Source organism: Streptomyces sp. MK37H, from assembly GCF_018035285.1.
Lineage (GTDB): Bacteria > Actinomycetota > Actinomycetes > Streptomycetales > Streptomycetaceae > Streptomyces > Streptomyces endocoffeicus.
The window spans coordinates 25,246-41,679 of sequence record NZ_JAAAYH010000030.1; the positions used below are offsets into that span (position 1 = coordinate 25,246).

19 protein-coding genes and 1 tRNA gene are annotated in these 16,434 nt (G+C 69.9%); 17 read left to right on the forward strand and 3 right to left on the reverse strand.

Annotated features, from left to right (window positions below; all coding sequences use genetic code 11):
• Positions 1–397 precede the first annotated feature (397 nt).
• Complete coding sequence (locus tag GWI24_RS07400; protein ID WP_210945089.1) at positions 398–1,912, forward strand: glycoside hydrolase family 30 beta sandwich domain-containing protein; 1,515 nt, start codon at positions 398–400, stop codon at positions 1,910–1,912.
• A gap of 230 nt (positions 1,913–2,142) precedes the next feature.
• Here the strand turns inward: GWI24_RS07400 and GWI24_RS07405 are convergent, their stop codons facing one another.
• Positions 2,143–2,955: a bifunctional 2-polyprenyl-6-hydroxyphenol methylase/3-demethylubiquinol 3-O-methyltransferase UbiG gene (locus GWI24_RS07405; RefSeq protein WP_210945090.1), complete on the reverse strand. Its 813-nt coding sequence runs from the start codon at positions 2,953–2,955 to the stop codon at positions 2,143–2,145.
• A 58-nt stretch (positions 2,956–3,013) separates the two neighbouring features.
• Here GWI24_RS07405 and GWI24_RS07410 point away from each other — a divergent pair, with 58 nt between their 5' ends.
• From GWI24_RS07410 to GWI24_RS07480, 15 genes are all read left to right on the forward strand, one after another.
• Entirely contained in the window at positions 3,014–3,730 is a 717-nt protein-coding gene (locus GWI24_RS07410; protein WP_210945106.1) for a GntR family transcriptional regulator, read from the forward strand.
• 608 nt (positions 3,731–4,338) lie between these two features.
• Positions 4,339–4,602 carry a DUF6284 family protein gene (locus GWI24_RS07415; protein WP_210945091.1) on the forward strand — a complete coding sequence of 88 codons (264 nt, stop codon included), beginning with the start codon at positions 4,339–4,341 and terminating at the stop codon, positions 4,600–4,602.
• Positions 4,602–4,889, forward strand: coding sequence for a DUF6303 family protein (locus tag GWI24_RS07420; RefSeq protein ID WP_210945092.1), 288 nt, complete (start codon positions 4,602–4,604; stop codon positions 4,887–4,889). The genes GWI24_RS07415 and GWI24_RS07420 overlap by 1 nt, the downstream gene beginning before the upstream one ends.
• On the forward strand, positions 4,886–5,896 hold the full coding sequence (locus GWI24_RS07425) for a DUF2637 domain-containing protein (RefSeq protein ID WP_210945093.1): 1,011 nt from the start codon (positions 4,886–4,888) through the stop codon (positions 5,894–5,896). Before GWI24_RS07420 ends, GWI24_RS07425 begins: the two co-directional genes overlap by 4 nt.
• Before the next feature lie 47 nt (positions 5,897–5,943).
• Positions 5,944–6,378 carry a hypothetical protein gene (locus tag GWI24_RS07430; protein WP_247616012.1) on the forward strand — a complete coding sequence of 145 codons (435 nt, stop codon included), beginning with the start codon at positions 5,944–5,946 and terminating at the stop codon, positions 6,376–6,378.
• Positions 6,375–6,758: an RRQRL motif-containing zinc-binding protein gene (locus GWI24_RS07435; RefSeq protein ID WP_210945095.1), complete on the forward strand. Its 384-nt coding sequence runs from the start codon at positions 6,375–6,377 to the stop codon at positions 6,756–6,758. The genes GWI24_RS07430 and GWI24_RS07435 overlap by 4 nt, the downstream gene beginning before the upstream one ends.
• A 36-nt stretch (positions 6,759–6,794) precedes the next feature.
• The gene (locus GWI24_RS07440; protein ID WP_210945096.1) at positions 6,795–7,301 is read left to right on the forward strand and encodes a hypothetical protein; all 507 of its coding nucleotides are present in this window, start codon (positions 6,795–6,797) and stop codon (positions 7,299–7,301) included.
• A 17-nt stretch (positions 7,302–7,318) separates the two neighbouring features.
• Entirely contained in the window at positions 7,319–7,876 is a 558-nt protein-coding gene (gene traA, locus GWI24_RS07445; protein WP_210945097.1) for a plasmid transfer protein TraA, read from the forward strand.
• A 57-nt stretch (positions 7,877–7,933) separates the two neighbouring features.
• Complete coding sequence (gene traB, locus GWI24_RS07450; RefSeq protein ID WP_210945107.1) at positions 7,934–9,958, forward strand: plasmid transfer protein TraB; 2,025 nt, start codon at positions 7,934–7,936, stop codon at positions 9,956–9,958.
• A gap of 156 nt (positions 9,959–10,114) precedes the next feature.
• Complete coding sequence (locus tag GWI24_RS07455; protein ID WP_210945098.1) at positions 10,115–10,564, forward strand: hypothetical protein; 450 nt, start codon at positions 10,115–10,117, stop codon at positions 10,562–10,564.
• A gap of 8 nt (positions 10,565–10,572) precedes the next feature.
• A complete protein-coding gene (locus tag GWI24_RS07460) occupies positions 10,573–10,755 on the forward strand; it encodes a hypothetical protein (protein ID WP_210945099.1) in 183 nt (60 codons plus the stop codon).
• A gap of 82 nt (positions 10,756–10,837) precedes the next feature.
• Positions 10,838–11,713 carry a bifunctional DNA primase/polymerase gene (locus GWI24_RS07465; RefSeq protein WP_210945100.1) on the forward strand — a complete coding sequence of 292 codons (876 nt, stop codon included), beginning with the start codon at positions 10,838–10,840 and terminating at the stop codon, positions 11,711–11,713.
• A 2-nt stretch (positions 11,714–11,715) separates the two neighbouring features.
• Complete coding sequence (locus GWI24_RS07470; RefSeq protein WP_210945101.1) at positions 11,716–13,191, forward strand: ATP-binding protein; 1,476 nt, start codon at positions 11,716–11,718, stop codon at positions 13,189–13,191.
• 473 nt (positions 13,192–13,664) lie between these two features.
• On the forward strand, positions 13,665–13,853 hold the full coding sequence (locus tag GWI24_RS07475; RefSeq protein WP_210945102.1) for a helix-turn-helix domain-containing protein: 189 nt from the start codon (positions 13,665–13,667) through the stop codon (positions 13,851–13,853).
• Between the two features lie 63 nt (positions 13,854–13,916).
• Positions 13,917–15,281 (forward strand): tyrosine-type recombinase/integrase, encoded by a 1,365-nt coding sequence (locus GWI24_RS07480; protein WP_210945103.1) that lies wholly within the window; start codon positions 13,917–13,919, stop codon positions 15,279–15,281.
• A 161-nt stretch (positions 15,282–15,442) separates the two neighbouring features.
• Here GWI24_RS07480 and GWI24_RS07485 read toward each other — a convergent pair.
• A tRNA-Tyr gene (locus GWI24_RS07485) sits at positions 15,443–15,524 on the reverse strand.
• 189 nt (positions 15,525–15,713) lie between these two features.
• Here GWI24_RS07485 and GWI24_RS07490 point away from each other — a divergent pair.
• The gene (locus GWI24_RS07490) at positions 15,714–16,202 is read left to right on the forward strand and encodes a YajQ family cyclic di-GMP-binding protein (protein WP_059148998.1); all 489 of its coding nucleotides are present in this window, start codon (positions 15,714–15,716) and stop codon (positions 16,200–16,202) included.
• 72 nt (positions 16,203–16,274) lie between these two features.
• Here GWI24_RS07490 and GWI24_RS46080 read toward each other — a convergent pair.
• A partial coding sequence (locus tag GWI24_RS46080) for a YccF domain-containing protein (protein ID WP_281789264.1) occupies positions 16,275–16,434 on the reverse strand: 160 nt, incomplete at its 5' end.

A 16,434-nucleotide genomic window follows, 5' to 3' on the forward strand; every position in this document is an offset into this window, starting at 1 on the left:
CTCTCTGTCCCGATACGGGGGAATCACCACCCTAGGAGCGGCCGCACGGCGCCCAGGGCGCGCCACGACGACGGCCGCCCGTACGGCGGCAGGGGACGACTTAATCCACGCCATGAGATAAGTTGTCCGCGAGGCTTGACGCCCGGCGGCGCGCCTCGGATCATCACAGTCACCGAGCACCGTGAACACACCGGTGCCTCGCTGCTCAGCCGCACAGCTGCTCAGCCGCTCCGCTGCTCCGCTGTTCAGCCGCTCCGCTGCTCCGCCGCTCAGCCGCACCGCTGCTCCGCCGCTCCGTTGCCGTGAACACACCGGTGACCGGAGTTCCCCCCATTCCTTCCCTCCGGCCGTGACCACACCGGCCCGAGCCTGCCCACACAGGAAAGGCACCGGTTCCATGAGATCCCTCAGATCCGTGAGTTCCCCCCGCACGACGCGCACCGCCCTGGTGAGCGCCTTGGCCGCGGTCGCCGTGGCCGTCGGCCCATGGCTGACCTCCCCGGCCGACGCCACGACCGCCGGTACCGGCTCGGCCAAGGCCGGCGAGACCGTCAACGTCTATCTGACCACCACCTCCGGCTCCGACGGCCGCACCGTCGTGAAGGGCCTGGAGCAGCAGGCGCCCACCCGGTTCGGCTCGGGCGGGGGTGGCAGTGTCACCGTCGACGAATCCAGGACGTACCAGGAGTTCTCGGGCGCCGGGGCGTCGTTCACGGACACCGCCGCATGGCTGTTCAACAGCAGCGGCGCGCTGAGCCAGAGCACCCGCGACGAGGTGATGCGCAAGCTCTTCTCGCCCACGGACGGCATCGGGGTGAGCTTCCTGCGCAATCCGCTCGGCGGCTCCGACCTGGCCCGCTACGGCTACACCTTCGACGATGTGCCGGCCGGGCAGACCGACCCCGGCCTCACCAGCTTCTCCATCAACCACGACCTGGCCGACGTCCTGCCGCTGACCAAGCAGGCCAAGCAGCTCAACCCGGCGCTGAAGGTCATGGCCTCGCCATGGACCGCCCCGGCCTGGATGAAGGACAACGACCAGCTCAACCAGGGCTGGCTGGAGGCGCAGTACTACGGCACGTACGCGAACTACTTCGTGAAGTACATCCAGGAGTACCAGAGCCGGGGTGTGCCGATCGACTACGTGACCGTGCAGAACGAGCCCACCTGCTGCCCCGGCTACCCGTCGATGCAGTGGAACGGCTCCGGGCTCAACTACTTCACCAAGAGTGAGCTGCTGCCCAAGCTGGCGAACGCGGGCCTGAAGACCAAGGTGCTCGCCCTCGACTGGAACTGGGACCAGTGGGCGGGCTTCGGCGCACCCGTCGTGGACGACGCCGCCATCCGCAACCACCCGAACTTCGGCGGCATCGCCTGGCACGGCTACGGCGGCAACGTCGGCCAGCAGACGACCGTCCACAACCAGTACCCGAACGTGGACGCCTTCGACACCGAGCACTCCGGCGGCACCTGGATCGCCAATCAGCAGCAGGAGGACATGCACAACCTGATCGACTACACCCGCAACTGGGGCAAGAGCTGGATCAAGTGGAGCCTCGCCGTCGACCAGAACAAGGGCCCGCACAACGGCGGCTGCGACACCTGCACCGGCCTGGTCACCGTGCACAACGGCGACGGCCAGAGCGGCCGGGTCGACTACACCGTCGAGTACTACACGATGGGCCACCTCACGAAGTTCGTGAAGCCCGGAGCCCGCCGCATCGACTCCAGCGCCAGCTCCACGGTGCCGAACGTGGCCTGGAAGAACCCGGACGGCTCCAAGGCGCTGATCGCCTACAACGACACCGGCAGCCAGCAGACCCTGAAGGTCAACTGGGGCAGCCAGTCCTTCAGCTATCAGCTCCCCGCCCGGGCCTCCGCCACCTTCACCTGGACCGGCACCCAGTCCTAGGCCCGGCGCGAGGCCGCGTCCCCGCTCCACCCTGACACAGCAAACGGCCCCTGGCTGCGTTTCCGCAGTTCAGGGGCCGTTTTCCACTGTGGCGGCGCCAGGATTCGAACCTGGGTAGGCTAAGCCGACGGATTTACAGACCGCGCGGCCGTACTGCTGTGACCAGGCAGAACGGCCCAACTGGGCCGCTCTGCCCCACACCTGTCCCATGGTCCGCCGGGCGGCACGGATTACATCGGCGCCTTCCCGACCGCCAGCAGGTGGGAGCTGGCGGCCAGAAGCTCGGGGTAGGGCTCGGCCATCCGCGCGGCTGTCAGTGCGGAGGCGAACAGGTCCTCCGTAGGCCCTTCCCCGGGCTGCTGCTCCACTGCCTTGAGCAACGACCAGGCGGGGCCCTCGATCCCGAACACCTCGACGTCGGTCAGCCCCGCCGCACGAAGTTCGTCGACGAGTTCTTCGGCACGGTGGAAGTAGGCCAGGGTGAAGCCTTTGCCGTCGTGCACGGCGGTGCTGAGGATCTTGGAGATGGCCGCCTGTAGCCGGTCGGTGTGCAGGTGGGCATAGCTGACGTGCTCGAACAGGGAGGCGTACCGGTTGATGCCCGCTGCGGCGACCAGCCCCCCGGGCTTCACCACGCGCCGAGCCTCCGAGAGGGCCCGGCGCCGGTCTTCCGGATCGGGCAGATGGTAGAGCGGGCCGAGTAGCTGCACCACGTCATAGCTCGCGTCTGCCGCATCCAGCGCCCGCGCGTCGCCCTGCGATGCGGGGCAGATTGCCGCCGCCTGCTCGACATGCCGGGCCACGGGGTCGATCAGCTCAACCTTGTAGCCGTCTTCGGCAAGCCACCGTGCGTGCACTCCCGTCCCTCCCCCCACGTCGAGAACGCGCGCCGGGGTCGGCGGGAGGAAACGGCGCAGGATCTCCTGCGTGCGGATGAGTTCGAGTCGCCCGTCTGCCGACATGCTCAGCCGGGTGTTCTCGTCAATGACCTGTGAGTAGAAGTGTTCGATCTCCGGTGCTAGGACCACCTCTGGTTTCGTCATGGAGGCAGTATCCTGTGTACCGGTGGACCAGTCCAGTACGGACCTGACAAGGGGAGCCATGGCGCTGCTGAAGTACGAGGAAATCGCGGAATCACTGCGGTCCCGGATCGCAGCGGGTGAGTTCGGGCCGGGCGAGATCGTCCCATCGGGGCGGGATCTGGCCGAGCAGTGGTCCGTGTCACGGGCTACTGCCATCAAGGCCATGGACGTGCTGCGAAACGACGGCGTGGTCGAGGCCAAGCAGGGCACGGGGTTCATCGTCACCGAGACCCCCAAGGCGCGGCCGGCGGGCGGGCGCCGGGCCGGTTCGGCACGCGTGACCGGCGGCATGCCGTTCCTGCGGGTGGGCGCCCCCGACTGGGCGGCACCTCCGGCACATGTGGCCGAGGCACTGCGCATGGATGGCGAAGTGGAGGCACTTCGCCGGGTGCGCGTGATGCAGCTTCCCGACGGGAGCCCTCACAGCTATGCGGTGGCGTGGTTCCCGCCCGAGGTGGCGGAGGCGGCGCCCCGCCTGACCCAGACCGCCCCCATCGCGGAGGGGACGACGCGGTACGTCCGCCGACAGACCGGCCGGTTCCCTGTGGAGGGGGCGGACGTCACCACGGTGCGCCTGGCGACGGAGATCGAAGCAGAGCACCTGGGCCTGCCGGAGCCGACCCCCGTGGCCGTCGTGCTGCACACCGCCTACGACCAGGAGGGGCGCCCGCTGGTCTGCGAGGAAGGGGTCACGCCGGGCCCCCTCTATGAGCGGGAGGAGACCTACGAGATGTAACCATCACACACGACAGAAGAAGCTGGACCGGTCCGCCGGTCCAGCTTTTTTCGTGCCCAAAAAGCGACTCTCACCAGCGGATACGCGCCGACCCTCAACCGACTTCCACTCGAAGAGTTGACTGGACCGGTCCACCGGTCCAGTCTATGGATGTGGCCGCAAGCCAGCCCGAACCCCCTCGGGGGCGGGGCTACTTGGCCATGCGTGCGCCCGGAGGGCCCCGTGAGACGGGCCCAAAGGATGCGACTGGATCTTGAGAACTCAACAGAGGACGCACCGCAGCCTGCACACGGGAAGAGCGGCCGTCAGAAGCATCAGGCAACAGCGACAAGCCGTAGGCCCTGCCGCACGAGCAGCAAGCACCTTCTCCCAAGCCGTCCCTACAGGGCGGACAAGTGACCCTCACGTGCGGTGAGACAAGGGCAAAGATCGCGGGGCCCCGAAAGGCAGCCTGACCGGTTCGAGTCCGGTCCGGGGCACTCCGGCCACCGTTTGCGGCCGTGCCGCGCGAGGTTCGCGCGGCTTTCCACCACAACGGCGCGCACCCCCGAAGCGGCAACTCCGGGGGTGCTGTTCGGGCCGTTCCCTTGTGAGAGGAACCACGACCCATGAAGCACATCGGTGCACTTCAGGCGGTTGTTACCGCCGACCTGTCCGACCACGAGCCGACCGCCGCGGAGCTGGACGCCATCGCGGATGAGATGCCGCTCATCGCGGCGGAAGTCGAGTTGCTGGACGTGCAGATCAGCCTGCTCGACCGGCCCGCGTCCGAGCTGGACACGCGCCGTCTGCGCCGGGCCCGTCGCCGGGTGCTGGCCGCGCGGCGGGTGCTGGCGAACCGGGGCGGGGCGATCTCGCCGGAGGTGGCCTGATGGCGCAGGAGTTCACGGCGCAGATGTCCACCGGCGCTCGTGGGTGGCGCCTGTACGTGGTGCTGCTGAACACCTTCGAGATCTGGCCTGAGCACGACTTCGGCCGTGCCGCTCCGGTGCCGACGTTCACCGAACGCGCGGCGGCGCTCACCGCGCTGGGCTATGAGCTGGTGCCGGGCGCTGAGTGGGAGTGGTGTGAGACCCCCGACATCCCCGAAGACCTCTCCTCTCCGGTGTGCCTGATCGCAGCGGTCCGGGTGCGTTCACGGGCGGGGGTGGACTGGTGAACGCGGTTCAGATCCGTTCAGCCGAGCGCGCTCTGTCGGTCGGCACATGGCTGATCGTCGCGGGCGCCATGCTCTACTCGGTCCTCACCGTCACCCCGCTGGCAGCCGAGCACACCCCGGACAAGTGGGACTGGACCGCGCCGATTCTGCCGCTGGTGGTGGACGCCGCGGTGGTGATCGTGGTCCGCCTGGATGCGGTGCTGGCCCGGCTGGGCGGGCATGGCGGCCGGTGGCCGGTCGTGCTGCGGTGGATGACCGGCTGCATGACCCTGGCGCTGAACGTCGCCGATTCCGCGCTGAAGAAGGACCTGGTGGGCGTGGCCGTGCATGCGGTTGCACCGTTGCTGCTGATCGTCACCGCGGAAACCGGGCTGGCCTACCGGCGCGCCATCGCCGCGGCTGTGACCGCGCTGGAAGCGGAGCAGCGCGCCGAGCGGGAAGCCCGCGAGAAGGCAGCGGCCGAACGCCGCGAGGCGGCCGAGCGGCGGGCCCGTGAAGAGCGCGAGCACGCCGCGATGCTGGCGCGTGAACAGCGTGAACACGAGGCCGGTCTCGCCCGTGAGCAAGCCGAGCGGGAGGAGCGGGCCCGCCGTGAGGAACGGGAGCGGGCCGAAGCCTGCGAACGCGCCGAGCGGGAAGAGCGTGAGCGCCGTGATCGCGAGCGTGAACAGCGTGAGCGAGAGCTTGAACGCCGTGAACGCGAGGCCGCCCAACGCCGTGAGGATGAGCGCCGCGAGCGCGAAGAGCGTGAGCGCCGTGAACAGCGGGAGCGCGAGGAGCGGGCCGAGCGTGAACGCGCCGCGCTGCTGGCCGCCGGGCCCGCGGTGGAGAAGTTCCCCGAGGACCGGGCCCGCGCGACCGTTCAGGCCGCGTTCGAGGCAGGGCTGCCGGTGCGTGCCGCTGCTGAGCTGTGCGGCTGGTCGGTCGGCTGGGTCTCCACCCGCTACCAGGAACTGCGCGACCACGGCGCGACCACCACCCCCATCCTCGAAGGAGCCGTCACGTGATCGCCGTTTGCCATACCCGGACCCTGCGTACCCTGCGCGCTGACCTGATGACGGCCGAGGCCGAGGCCGAGGAGCGTCGGCACGAAGCCGAGATCGTCACCGATTCCGCGATCCGCGCGGAGGCCGCCCTTGAGGAGCTGCGCGCCCAACTGGCCCGCGCTACGGCCGATGCCGCCCGGCTCGAGGGAGAGCTGGAGACCCTGCGGGCGCAGTCCCTCCTTGACACCGAGGACCGGCAGGCGCTGCGGATGCTGCTCCGCACGGTCCGCAAGCAGAGCGCCCTGACTGACCGCGTCTACGTCCTCTTCCACCGCGGGTCCCTGCACAGTGTTCACGCCACTCTCGACGCAGCGGAGGCCGCGGCCGAAGCCGAGGGCGCGCCCCGCGATGGGTGGACCGCGCACACGCCGGGCGCCGCTCTGCCCCCGGCCGCCGAGGTCCTGTGGCGGGTGCAGCCGCTCCCCCTCGGTGGTGCCCGGTGAGCCCGGCGTTCGGCAAGTGTTACGACCCTTCCGGCGCCCGCTACGGCATCCCCACTTTCCCGTGGCGCCTGGCGCCGGACGGCATGGCCACCAGGCGCCAGTTACGGGCCCGCGGGCTGCGTCCCGGTGGGCAGCCGATCGCAGCGCAGGTCATGCGGGCCAATCGCCGTGCCGGTGGGGTGCAGGTCGCATTCCTGTACCGGCTGGAACGGGCGAAGCGGGTGCGGCCGATGACGGCCGCGAAGTCCGCGGCGCTCGCCGCGGCGATGCTCGCCCGCCGTACCTGCCCCGCCTGCCGCACCGATGCCGGGTACTGCATCCCGACCTCCCTCGGTCTGTGCGTGACCTGCGCCTACCCCGACGAAGAGTGCGCCGCCTAACCCACTCCACTCCGTCCCGTTCAAGGGAGATTCGCTGTGTCCAGCCGTACCCGTGCCCGCACCGTGAAGACGGCGGCGGGTGTCACCACCGTTCGTATCCCGCGCCAGCGCGGGCGCCGCTCCGCTGACCCGTTGGTGGTCGTGGTGCCCGAGCGCCCGACCCTGACCCGCCTGGCCCTGGCCGCCGCGGCACGGTGGCTGTGGCGCCACCGCCGCGCGCTCGCCCCGCTGGCTCTCGGGGTGCTGGCTCTACCCATCACCGCGCTGCTGCACGTGATGGCCTGGTGGTCCGCCCTGGTGCTCGCCCCCGCCGCCGCGGGCCCGCTGCTGTGGCTGGGCATCGCGCAGCGCCGCCGCCCGGCCGCCAACGGGTCGGTGTGGGGCTGGCGCATAGCCGCGGCCCTGCTCGGCACCTCCGGTCTCGCCTGGGCCGCGTCGGCGGCGGGGTTCGGTCCGCTGGCCGGTCCGCTGGAGCTGTGGTGGCTGCTGAACCTGATCGCCGCACAGACCACCTGGCTCATCGTCCGCCGCACCGCCAACTGACCTAAGGGGACCGTCTGATGGCTCAGCACACCAACGGCCAGCGCCCGCACCGGCCCACCAATGGCCGCGCGGACAACGGCAAAGGGAACAAGTTCGCCAACGCGGGCGCCGCGGCGGGCGGGTTCGTCGGCGCGATGGGCGGCTCGTTCGTCCCGCCAATCAACGTCACGGTCAACAACAACCGCAGCAAGAACCACGCTGGCGGCGCCCGTCCGCACTCCGAAGCCCTGCTGCCTTCCCCGGAGTTCGGCTCCCCGGCGCAGGTGCGGTTCTACTGCAACAGCATCCGCGCGGCGGCCGTCACGCTCTCCATCGAGGTGGCCATGGGTGCCGAAATCCTCAAGGGCGTGCTGGCCGCGGTGCCGGACCCGGAGGGCAAGACGTTCGGGTCCCGTATCCGGGCGCAGAAGGTGGCCCGGAAGCTCCAGAAGTCTGCTGACGATCTGCGGGATGCGGCGAAGAACGCCGCGGCTGCCTACGCCACGTTCCAGCAGCAGTACGAGGAAGAGATCAACCGCGTCCGTCACCGTGCCCGGCGCCCCCAGCAGCCGCGCATGGACTTCACCCAGCAGTAAGAAGGAGGTGCGGCCATGACCCGCAACAACAGGGTGACCACCTACCACCACGACGGTATGAGTAGCTACACCATGGACCCGCGCGGCGGGTCGGGCGGGGGCAGCATCAGCGGATACCTGCTGCACCGCGTCAAGCCCCACCTCCCCCCGTGGCTCGGTGTCGCGGGCGTGGGCCTGGCCGGTGTCCTCGGACACGAGCGGTGGGCGAACAGCGCGGGGGCCGGGGTCGGCCTGACCCTGGCGTCCGTGGCCCTGACCGGCACCACGTGGTGGGTCGGCCGCACCACCGGCAAACAGCGACGTCTCCACTCAGCCATCACCGTCGCGGCGGGGTCGGCATGGCTCACCGCCGCCTGCCTGGCCGGACCGACCACCGGCCCGATCGATGACGTCTACCTCATGGGCGGCCCGGGTGTGGCGCTGTCGTGGAACGTGCGCATGGCCATGCGCCGCAACGACACCGACGCGGAAGGCTCCGGCTCGGACAAGGGCCTGCTGGAGAAGGTCGGCTTGGCGCGAGCGCAGATCGGCGCCGCGAAGGTGGAGCCGAACCGCGTCACCGCCCCGATCGCTGGGGCGGCCGGGGAGCACACCCACGACGACGTGACGAAGGCTCTGGCCCACATCGCCTCCGCGCTCGACCTGCCGACTTCGGCCGTGCGCTACACGCCCGACGCCGACTCGGCACGGCGCGGCGAGCTGGTGATCGTGCCGGAGGACATGCTGGCTGAGACGGTCGAGTGGGAAGGCCCGTCCAGCCTGGGCGGTTCGATCGCCGATCCGCTGGTCATCGGCCGCTACGACGACGGCGCCCCGCTGATGCTGTGGCTGCCCGGTGACCCGAGCCCCAAGGTCAAGCGGAACTCCACGCACCTGCTGATCGCGGGCGGTACCGGTTCCGGCAAGGGCGACGCGGCGCTGAACCTGCTGACGGAGATCCTCTCCCGCCGCGATGTGCTGGTGTGGCTGTCGGACCCGAAGGCGTTCCAGGACTTCGGCCCGCTGCGTCCCGGTCTGGACTGGGGCGTGGAGGGCGGCCCCGACACCGAGGTCATGGTGGAGGGCGTCAAGGCAGCCATCCCGGCCCGGACGCGCTGGCTCGGTGCCCACAGCTACCGCCAGTGGGTTCCGGAGTGTGCGCAGGTGCAGGACAGCTCCGAGCACACCTGCCGCCCGGACGGCCGCCCGTGCGGCTGCCCCGGGATGCCGTTCCTGGTGGCCTGGATGGAGGAGGCCGCGAACACCCTGCGCGCGCTGGGAGACGACGCGTTCACCGGCATCGCGCAGGAGGCCCGCTCTGCCGGCATCTCTTTGGTGGTCTCGCTCCAGCGGCCGAGCTATGACCAGATGAGCACCAGCACCCGCGCCTCCCTCCCGTCCGTGCTCGCTCTCGGGTGCGACCCGCGCGACGAGGGATTCTCCCTGCCGGATTCGGTGCTCGACGCAGGGGCCCACCCCGGCGCGTGGGGCAACCGGCGCCCCGGGTACTGCTACCTGGTCACCCCCGGCGTCCCCGAGGACCGGTACCCCTCCCCGGGCCGTACGCGGGCGTTCAGCCACCGCGCGGTCTCGCTCATGGAGGTGCTGGCCTCCTGGGCCCAGCGCAACGGCGCCACCGCCGACCCCATCACCGCAGGCGCAGCCTCCGGGGTCGCCGGGCGCCTCTACACCGGCCGCACCGCTGCCGGGGACAACCAGGCAGCAGCGCGGGACGCCGTGGAGGAGGACGAGGACGGCATGGACTACGGGCTGCTGGTGGACCCCGAGGACGGCGACATCGACCCCGAGGCTGAGCTGCCCGAGCCGGAGCAGGGCGATGACGCCCCGATCTTCGGCCAGGACACCGGTCGCAAGCCTTCCCCGGCTGAGGCGCGGGAGCTCTTCGCTCAGGCGCTGGAGGAGTTCGAGGAGGAGGGTCGGATGGTCGTTGGTCCGAAGGACTTCACGGACTGGTGCGACCGGAACAACCTCTCCCGCCCCTGGGTGTCCGCGCGCCTGAAGGAGGCCGCGATGGAGGGCCGTCTGGAGCCGACCAACACCACCGGTCGGTGGCGCATCGTCCCTGTCCTGACGGCCGCCTGACGCCTGACACCGTCACGGCCCCCTGACACCCAAACCCCTAGGCAAACCCGCTGTCAGAAACGCGTGACGCCCCGGCGTGACACCCCTGACACCCGAACCCCGCGGGCCCGTACCGTCTCCCGGCGCGGGCCCGCGGGCATCCCGGAGGGACTCGCGATGACCCACCTCGACCGGCCCCCGGCCGTCGAAGTCCACCACCCCCAACCCATCACCCCACACCCGACCGCCGCGCCCCTGGTGCCGGTGCAGCCGGGCACGGCGGCCCAGGTGCAAAGCGTCGTGCTGCCGGACGGGCGGGTCATCACCGGCTACGCCATCGAGCCGGTCAAGCCTGAGCCCGTCACGGCCAAGCCCGTCATCTCCCGCACAGCGGCGAACATCGCCCTCGGAGGGATCGGGTTCGCCGCGGTCTGCGGTGGGCTGGTCATGCTCACCGCGTTCATCGCCGCGCTCGCCGCGTTCATCCACCAGCTCATCATCTTGGCCGCGGTCATCTTCGGCGGCTGGATCACCGTCCAGATCCTCGGCACCAGCCGCGGCCGAAGCGCCGGAACGACGGTCAACATCCGCAAGGCCGTCATCAAGCGCAACCACTTCCACAGCTAGGAGAGGCCATGGCCCGGCTCGACCCCACCAACTACGACGACTACGCAGAGGCCGGTGAAGAGGGCGGATACGCCGAGTTCGACTGCGATCTGTGCTTCCCGCTGGACGGCTCCGAGCCCTACGACGCGCCGCACTGCTGCGGATGCGGCGCCAACGGCAGCAGTGAAGCCCCCGACTGCACCTGTCCCTAGCCACGGCTGGGGCGGCCGTCTCTCGCCAAAGTCACGGCCGCCCCGGTCTCCCGCTCATTCCACAGAACTGGAGGCATCCAGCATGACCCAACCCGCCGTCATCCGGCGAGACCCTCCCGCCCTGTCACTCCTGCGGACCGCGCTGGAGCTGGCCGCGACCGGTCTGCCGGTGCTGCCCCTCCGCAAGGGCAAGGTCCCGTTCGGGAACTGCCGCACCTGCGCGGCCGTCGCCTGTGGCGGGCGGCCGAACATGAAAGACGGGGGCCCCTGCCATTGCCCCGGTCCCTGCCACGCCTGGGCCGCCGCCACCACCGACCCGTCCGTCATCGCCTCACCCGCATGGGCGTCAGCGTGGCGGGAGGCCGTGACGGTCGCCTACCACCCCGGCGGCGCCGGGCTGACCGTGGTGGACCTCGACGACACCGCAGCCGTCGCATGGGCCAGGGAGACCCTGCCCGCCACCCGGATCGTACCGACGGCCCGCGGTGAACACTGGATCTACCGAGACGCCATGAGGTCCGTGAACGCCGTCCGTGACGGTGTCGACATCAAGTCCACGATGGCCTACGCCCGGTGGCTCGGTCCCGGCGCCGGCACCATGACCGACCTGCCGGATGCCGTGCGCGCGCTGGCCGTGAAGGAGCCCCCCACGGTCCGGCAGGCACCGCACGCCATCACCGTGCCCGCACGGGCCGGGGAAGGCGCTTGCCGCCACCGCACGCCCGCCTACCTGGAGCGCGGCATCTCCATGGCCGAGCAGCGCATCACCGAGGCCCGCAGCGCGGTCCACGCCACCGTCTACCGGACCTTCCTCGCCGTGCTGTCCACCCACGGCCGGTGCGGCTGCCTCACCGAGGCCCACATCGCGCGACTGTTCACCGCCGCGCAGGCCAAGGGCGAATCGCCCCGGCACTGCACCGACGCGTGGACCAACGCCCGCACCACGTTGGGGCTGTAGCCATGGCTGAGGACGAGAAGAGCCCCGCCCGCGAGGTCATCACCGACTACGCGCAGGCGCACTTCCGGTACTTCCGCACCGTCGACGGGACCGTGTACGCGCAGAGGAACGGCCACCCCGTTGCCCGTCCGATCCGCTCTCAGGGCACCACGGGAAGCCACCGCCAGGAACTCATGGTCGGCCTGTTCAGGGACGGGCGCGGCGTGTTCAACGGGACCGCACTCAAGGAGGCGTTGGATTTGATCGAAGCACTCGCGCTGACCGAGGACGTACAGCCCACCCACATCCGCGTAGCGCCCGGGTTCGACGGAGCGACCTGGCTCGACCTGGGCCGCAACGACGGCAAGTCCGTCCGCATCCACCCCACCGGCTGGGACATCCTCACCCCCGACCCGCAGGAAGTCTGCTGGCGGCGCACCCAGCTCACCGGCGAACTCCCCCTGCCCGCCAAGGACACCAACGGCAAGGGCATCGACCTCCTGCTCAGGCTGTGCAACTTCGCCAACGCAGAGACCGAATGCCTGGCCATCGCCTGGCTCATCGGCTGCCTGGAGCCGTCCGTGCCCGTGCCCGCCCCGTTCCTCACCGGCCCCCAAGGGGCAGGCAAGTCCACCGGCGGCCGGATGCTCGTGCGGATCATCGAGGGCATGAGCGGCGACCTACGCCGGGCGCCGAAGGACGAGGAGAACATGATCACGGCCGTTGCCGCCGGATGGGTCACCGCCCTGGACAACCTCTCCCACCTGCCCCCGGACCTGTCCGACCTCATGTGCTGCATCGTGACCGGCGCCGAGAGCATCAAGCGCGCGCTCTTCACCGACGGGGACGTCGTCCGCTCCCGCTACCGGCGCCCCATGCTCCTGACCGGCATCGACGTCGGCGTCATCAGGCCCGACCTCGCCGAACGCCTCCTCCCGCTCCGTCTCGTGCGGCCCCGGGTGCGGCGAACCGAAGCAGAGCTGTGGACCGAGTACGCGGAGATCCTGCCAGTAGTTCTCGGCTCCCTGCTGGACCTGACCGTCAAGGTGCGGGCCGCCCAGGCGGACACCCCCACCGACCTGCGGATGGCCGACTTCGCCCACCTGTGCGCGCAGCTCGATGCGGCTACCGGCTTCGGCTCACTGGCCGCGTACCGGGCCAGCCTCGATGACCTCAACGACGACGTCATCGAAGGAGACCTCCTCGCGCAGACGGTTCTGAAGCACGCCGCCGGGCTCGAGACGGGCGAGGAAGTCCGTATGCCGTCCTCGGAGTGGCTGCACTGCCTCACCGAGCTCTACAGCGGCGAGGAGTGCCGTCCCCTGCCCAAGGGCTGGCCCACCACCGGCAAGGTCCTCTCCGACCGGCTCAAGCGGCTACAGCCGACCCTCGCCGCACGCGGCGTCCTCATCGACTGGGGCCGCACCAGCTCCGCCCGCTACATCGAGATGACCCGCCCCACGACACCGCCCCCGCACCAGCAGGAAGCGGCGTTCTGACCCGCACCACCACGGCCACCCCCCGAACAGCAAGAGGAGCACCCGCCGCCCGTGCGGTGCTCTTTTTGCTGTTCCGGCGGCTTGCCGCCGCTGCACAAGGCGCGCCGCGAAGCGGCTCCTTCTTCACGTCCTGAGCCGCACCGCACCACCACAGACACCACCCCTTCTCTTTTTCCTAAGAGAAGAGACCCTGCGTCACCCATGTCACCAGCCACCGGAACCCGGTTCCTGACCAGCGATGACAGCGGTGACGCAGACGGCCAAACCTGCGTCATCCCGCGTCACCAGCGTCACAGGTGACAGAACCCCGCCCCACCCTGTGACACGCCCCGAGCTGCCCGCGTCACCGGATAACCGCAGGTCAGAGCCACAAATGACGTGCGTGACGCGATGACGCAGAAATCCGCGCTTCGGACAGGCGCAACCCCTCGAAAGCCCAAAGACCCCGCCATCAGAGCGAAGGAGTCGAACGCGTGGCACGCGACGAAAAGCTCAAGCTCACTGACGTCCTCACAGAGATCAAGATGAGCCGCGCCGCCTTCTACCGGATGCGCGCTCGGGGCAAGGCCCCGAAGCTCACCAAGCTCCCCAACGGTCACCTTCGCGTCCTGCGTAGCGACCTGGACGCCTGGTGGCGAGACCTCGATTCCCCTGCCTACTGACCTCGACTCGAAGGGGTCCGGCCGCGCTCCGCGACCGGACCCCTTTCTCATGGAAGGACCCCCGTGGGACACACGTTCAACGTCCGCATCTGGGCCGTACGACAGCGGAAGGATCTGCGCCGGACCACAGCGGAACTCCGCTGGAAGGTCGGCAGCACGCCCCACTCCGAGAGCTTCGCCACCAAGACTCAGGCCGACGGCCGCCGCGCCGAACTGCTCATGGCCGTCAACAAGGGCGAAGCGTTCGATGAAGCCACCGGCCTGCCACTGTCCGAGCTTCGGAAGCTCAACGATGTGAGCTGGTACCAGCACGCTCGCGACTACATCGAGATGAAATGGCCGGCCGCCCCCGCCAAGACGCGCACCACCTTGGCCGAAGCCATGGCGAGCGCCACCCCGGCCCTGGTCACCACCCGTCGGGGCATGCCCGGCGCGCGGGAACTCCGCCGGGCCCTCTACAGCTGGGCATTCAACATGAACCGCTGGAAGGAGGACCCGCCCACGGACGTGGAACGCATCCTCGCGTGGGTGGAACGGAACACGGTGCCCGTGAGCGCGCTGGATGACCCCCTGCTCCTACGGAAGGTGCTCACCGCGTTCACGCTGCGCCTCGACGGCGAGCACGCCGCAGCGTCCGTGATCCGCCGCAAGCGCGCGATCTTCCATAACGCCCTGGGCTTCGCTGTGGAGGCACGGCGGCTGACCACGAACCCGCTCCCCCAGGTGCAGTGGACCATCCCGGATTCGGTGGAGCAGGTGGACCCCGGGGCCGTGGTGAACCCCCGGCAGGCGCGCCGCCTGCTTGACGCCGTCGCCGAGCAGGGCGACCGGGGTAAGCACCTCCGGGCGTTCTTCGGCTGTCTCTACCACGCGGGCATGCGCCCCGGGGAGGCCGTGTGGCTACGGCGCGCGAACTGCGACCTTCCCGCCACGGGCTGGGGGACGCTGCGCCTCGACGGCTCCCGGCCGCGTGTCGGGAGTTCCTGGACGGACTCCGGGACCGCACACGACGAGCGCGGGCTGAAGCGGCGCCCGAGGAAGGAGGTGCGATCGGTTCCGATCCCGCCGGACCTGGTGACGATGCTGCGGGATCACCTGATGATGTATGGCACGGCCCCCGACGGTCGGCTGTTCCAGACCGCCCGGGGTGGTCTTGTGCAGGAGAGCGGCTATGGGGAGGTCTGGGCGCGGGCCCGCAAGCAGGTGCTCACGGCGGAGCAGCAGGCTTCGGCACTGGCCGCCCGCCCCTACGACCTGCGTCACGCGTGCGTGTCCCTGTGGCTGAACTCCGGGGTGGACCCCATGGAGGTCGCGCGCCGCGCCGGCCACACCGTGGCCGTCCTGCTGAAGGTCTACGCGAAGTGCCTCGACGGAGCGACCACCATGGCGAACGCTCGCATCGACAAGGCACTGAAGACCTGGAAGTGATCGGAATCTCCGTCCCACAGATGTCCCACACGCGCTGGTCAACACGCGAAATCGAGTGAGACAGTCTGGGACATTCCCCACCATTTCGGGCCTGAGCCCCGTCCGTCAACGAGAACGGCCCCCAGCTGCGTTTTCGCAGCTCGGGGGCCGTTTCCCTCGTGTGGCGGCGCCAGGATTCGAACCTGGGTAGGCTAAGCCGACGGATTTACAGTCCGCTCCCATTGGCCACTCGGGCACACCGCCTGGGATGTGGCCAGGTGCCCCGCTCTCGCGGTGCTGCTCCCTGGCAACGACGTAAACAATACCTGATGCGCGGGGGTGCTTCGCCACCCGGTTGATCGCCTCTGGATCATGGCCGAGATCGCTAGGCTGGCTGGAGCGGTCCGCTGGGCCGTGCCACTGACGGATCTACGTACGAGGAGCCAACTCAAGATGGCCGACTCCAGTTTCGACATCGTCTCGAAGGTCGAGCGGCAGGAGGTCGACAACGCTCTGAACCAGGCGAGCCGCGAGATCTCCCAGCGCTACGACTTCAAAAACGTCGGCGCCTCGATCGAGTGGTCGGGCGAGCGGATCGAGATGCGAGCCAACTCCGAGGAGCGGGTCAAGGCGATCCTCGACGTCTTCCAGTCCAAGCTGGTCAAGCGCGGGATCTCGCTGAAGGCCCTGGACGCGGGCGAGCCGCAGGCGTCGGGCAAGGAGTACAAGATCTTCGCCTCGCTGCAGGAGGGGATCTCGCAGGAGAACGCGAAGAAGGTCGCCAAGATCATCCGCGATGAGGGGCCCAAGGGCGTCAAGGCGCAGGTGCAGGGCGAGGAGCTGCGGGTGACCTCCAAGAGCCGGGATGACCTGCAGGCCGTGATCGCCCTGCTCAAGGGCAAGGACCTGGACTTCGCGGTGCAGTTCGTGAACTACCGGTAGGCAGCACTCGGACCGGTGCGGCAGGGGCGGTGCGGCGTGGCCGTGCCGCCCCTGGTGTTGTCGGCGGGCAGGTCAGCGGTGGCCGAAGGGCTGGTCAGTGGGGACGATGTCGACGCCGAGGGGGGCCAGGGAGATCGGGATGAGCTTGAAGTTGGCCAGGCCCAGCGGGATGCCGATGATCGTGATGCAGAGGGCGATGCCGGTGAGCAGGTGGCCGAGCGCCAGCCACCAG

Excerpts from the sequence above, each read along its gene's own strand:
- GWI24_RS07400 (WP_210945089.1), top strand. The coding sequence starts at position 398 with ATGAGATCCCTCAGATCCGTGAGTTCCCCCCGCACGACGCGCACCGCC.
- GWI24_RS07405 (WP_210945090.1), bottom strand. The coding sequence starts at position 2,955 with ATGACGAAACCAGAGGTGGTCCTAGCACCGGAGATCGAACACTTCTAC.
- GWI24_RS07410 (WP_210945106.1), top strand. The coding sequence starts at position 3,014 with ATGGCGCTGCTGAAGTACGAGGAAATCGCGGAATCACTGCGGTCCCGG.
- GWI24_RS07415 (WP_210945091.1), top strand. The coding sequence starts at position 4,339 with ATGAAGCACATCGGTGCACTTCAGGCGGTTGTTACCGCCGACCTGTCC.
- GWI24_RS07420 (WP_210945092.1), top strand. The coding sequence starts at position 4,602 with ATGGCGCAGGAGTTCACGGCGCAGATGTCCACCGGCGCTCGTGGGTGG.
- GWI24_RS07430 (WP_247616012.1), top strand. The coding sequence starts at position 5,944 with ATGACGGCCGAGGCCGAGGCCGAGGAGCGTCGGCACGAAGCCGAGATC.
- traA (WP_210945097.1), top strand. The coding sequence starts at position 7,319 with ATGGCTCAGCACACCAACGGCCAGCGCCCGCACCGGCCCACCAATGGC.
- traB (WP_210945107.1), top strand. The coding sequence starts at position 7,934 with ATGAGTAGCTACACCATGGACCCGCGCGGCGGGTCGGGCGGGGGCAGC.
- GWI24_RS07455 (WP_210945098.1), top strand. The coding sequence starts at position 10,115 with ATGACCCACCTCGACCGGCCCCCGGCCGTCGAAGTCCACCACCCCCAA.
- GWI24_RS07460 (WP_210945099.1), top strand. The coding sequence starts at position 10,573 with ATGGCCCGGCTCGACCCCACCAACTACGACGACTACGCAGAGGCCGGT.
- GWI24_RS07465 (WP_210945100.1), top strand. The coding sequence starts at position 10,838 with ATGACCCAACCCGCCGTCATCCGGCGAGACCCTCCCGCCCTGTCACTC.
- GWI24_RS07470 (WP_210945101.1), top strand. The coding sequence starts at position 11,716 with ATGGCTGAGGACGAGAAGAGCCCCGCCCGCGAGGTCATCACCGACTAC.
- GWI24_RS07490 (WP_059148998.1), top strand. The coding sequence starts at position 15,714 with ATGGCCGACTCCAGTTTCGACATCGTCTCGAAGGTCGAGCGGCAGGAG.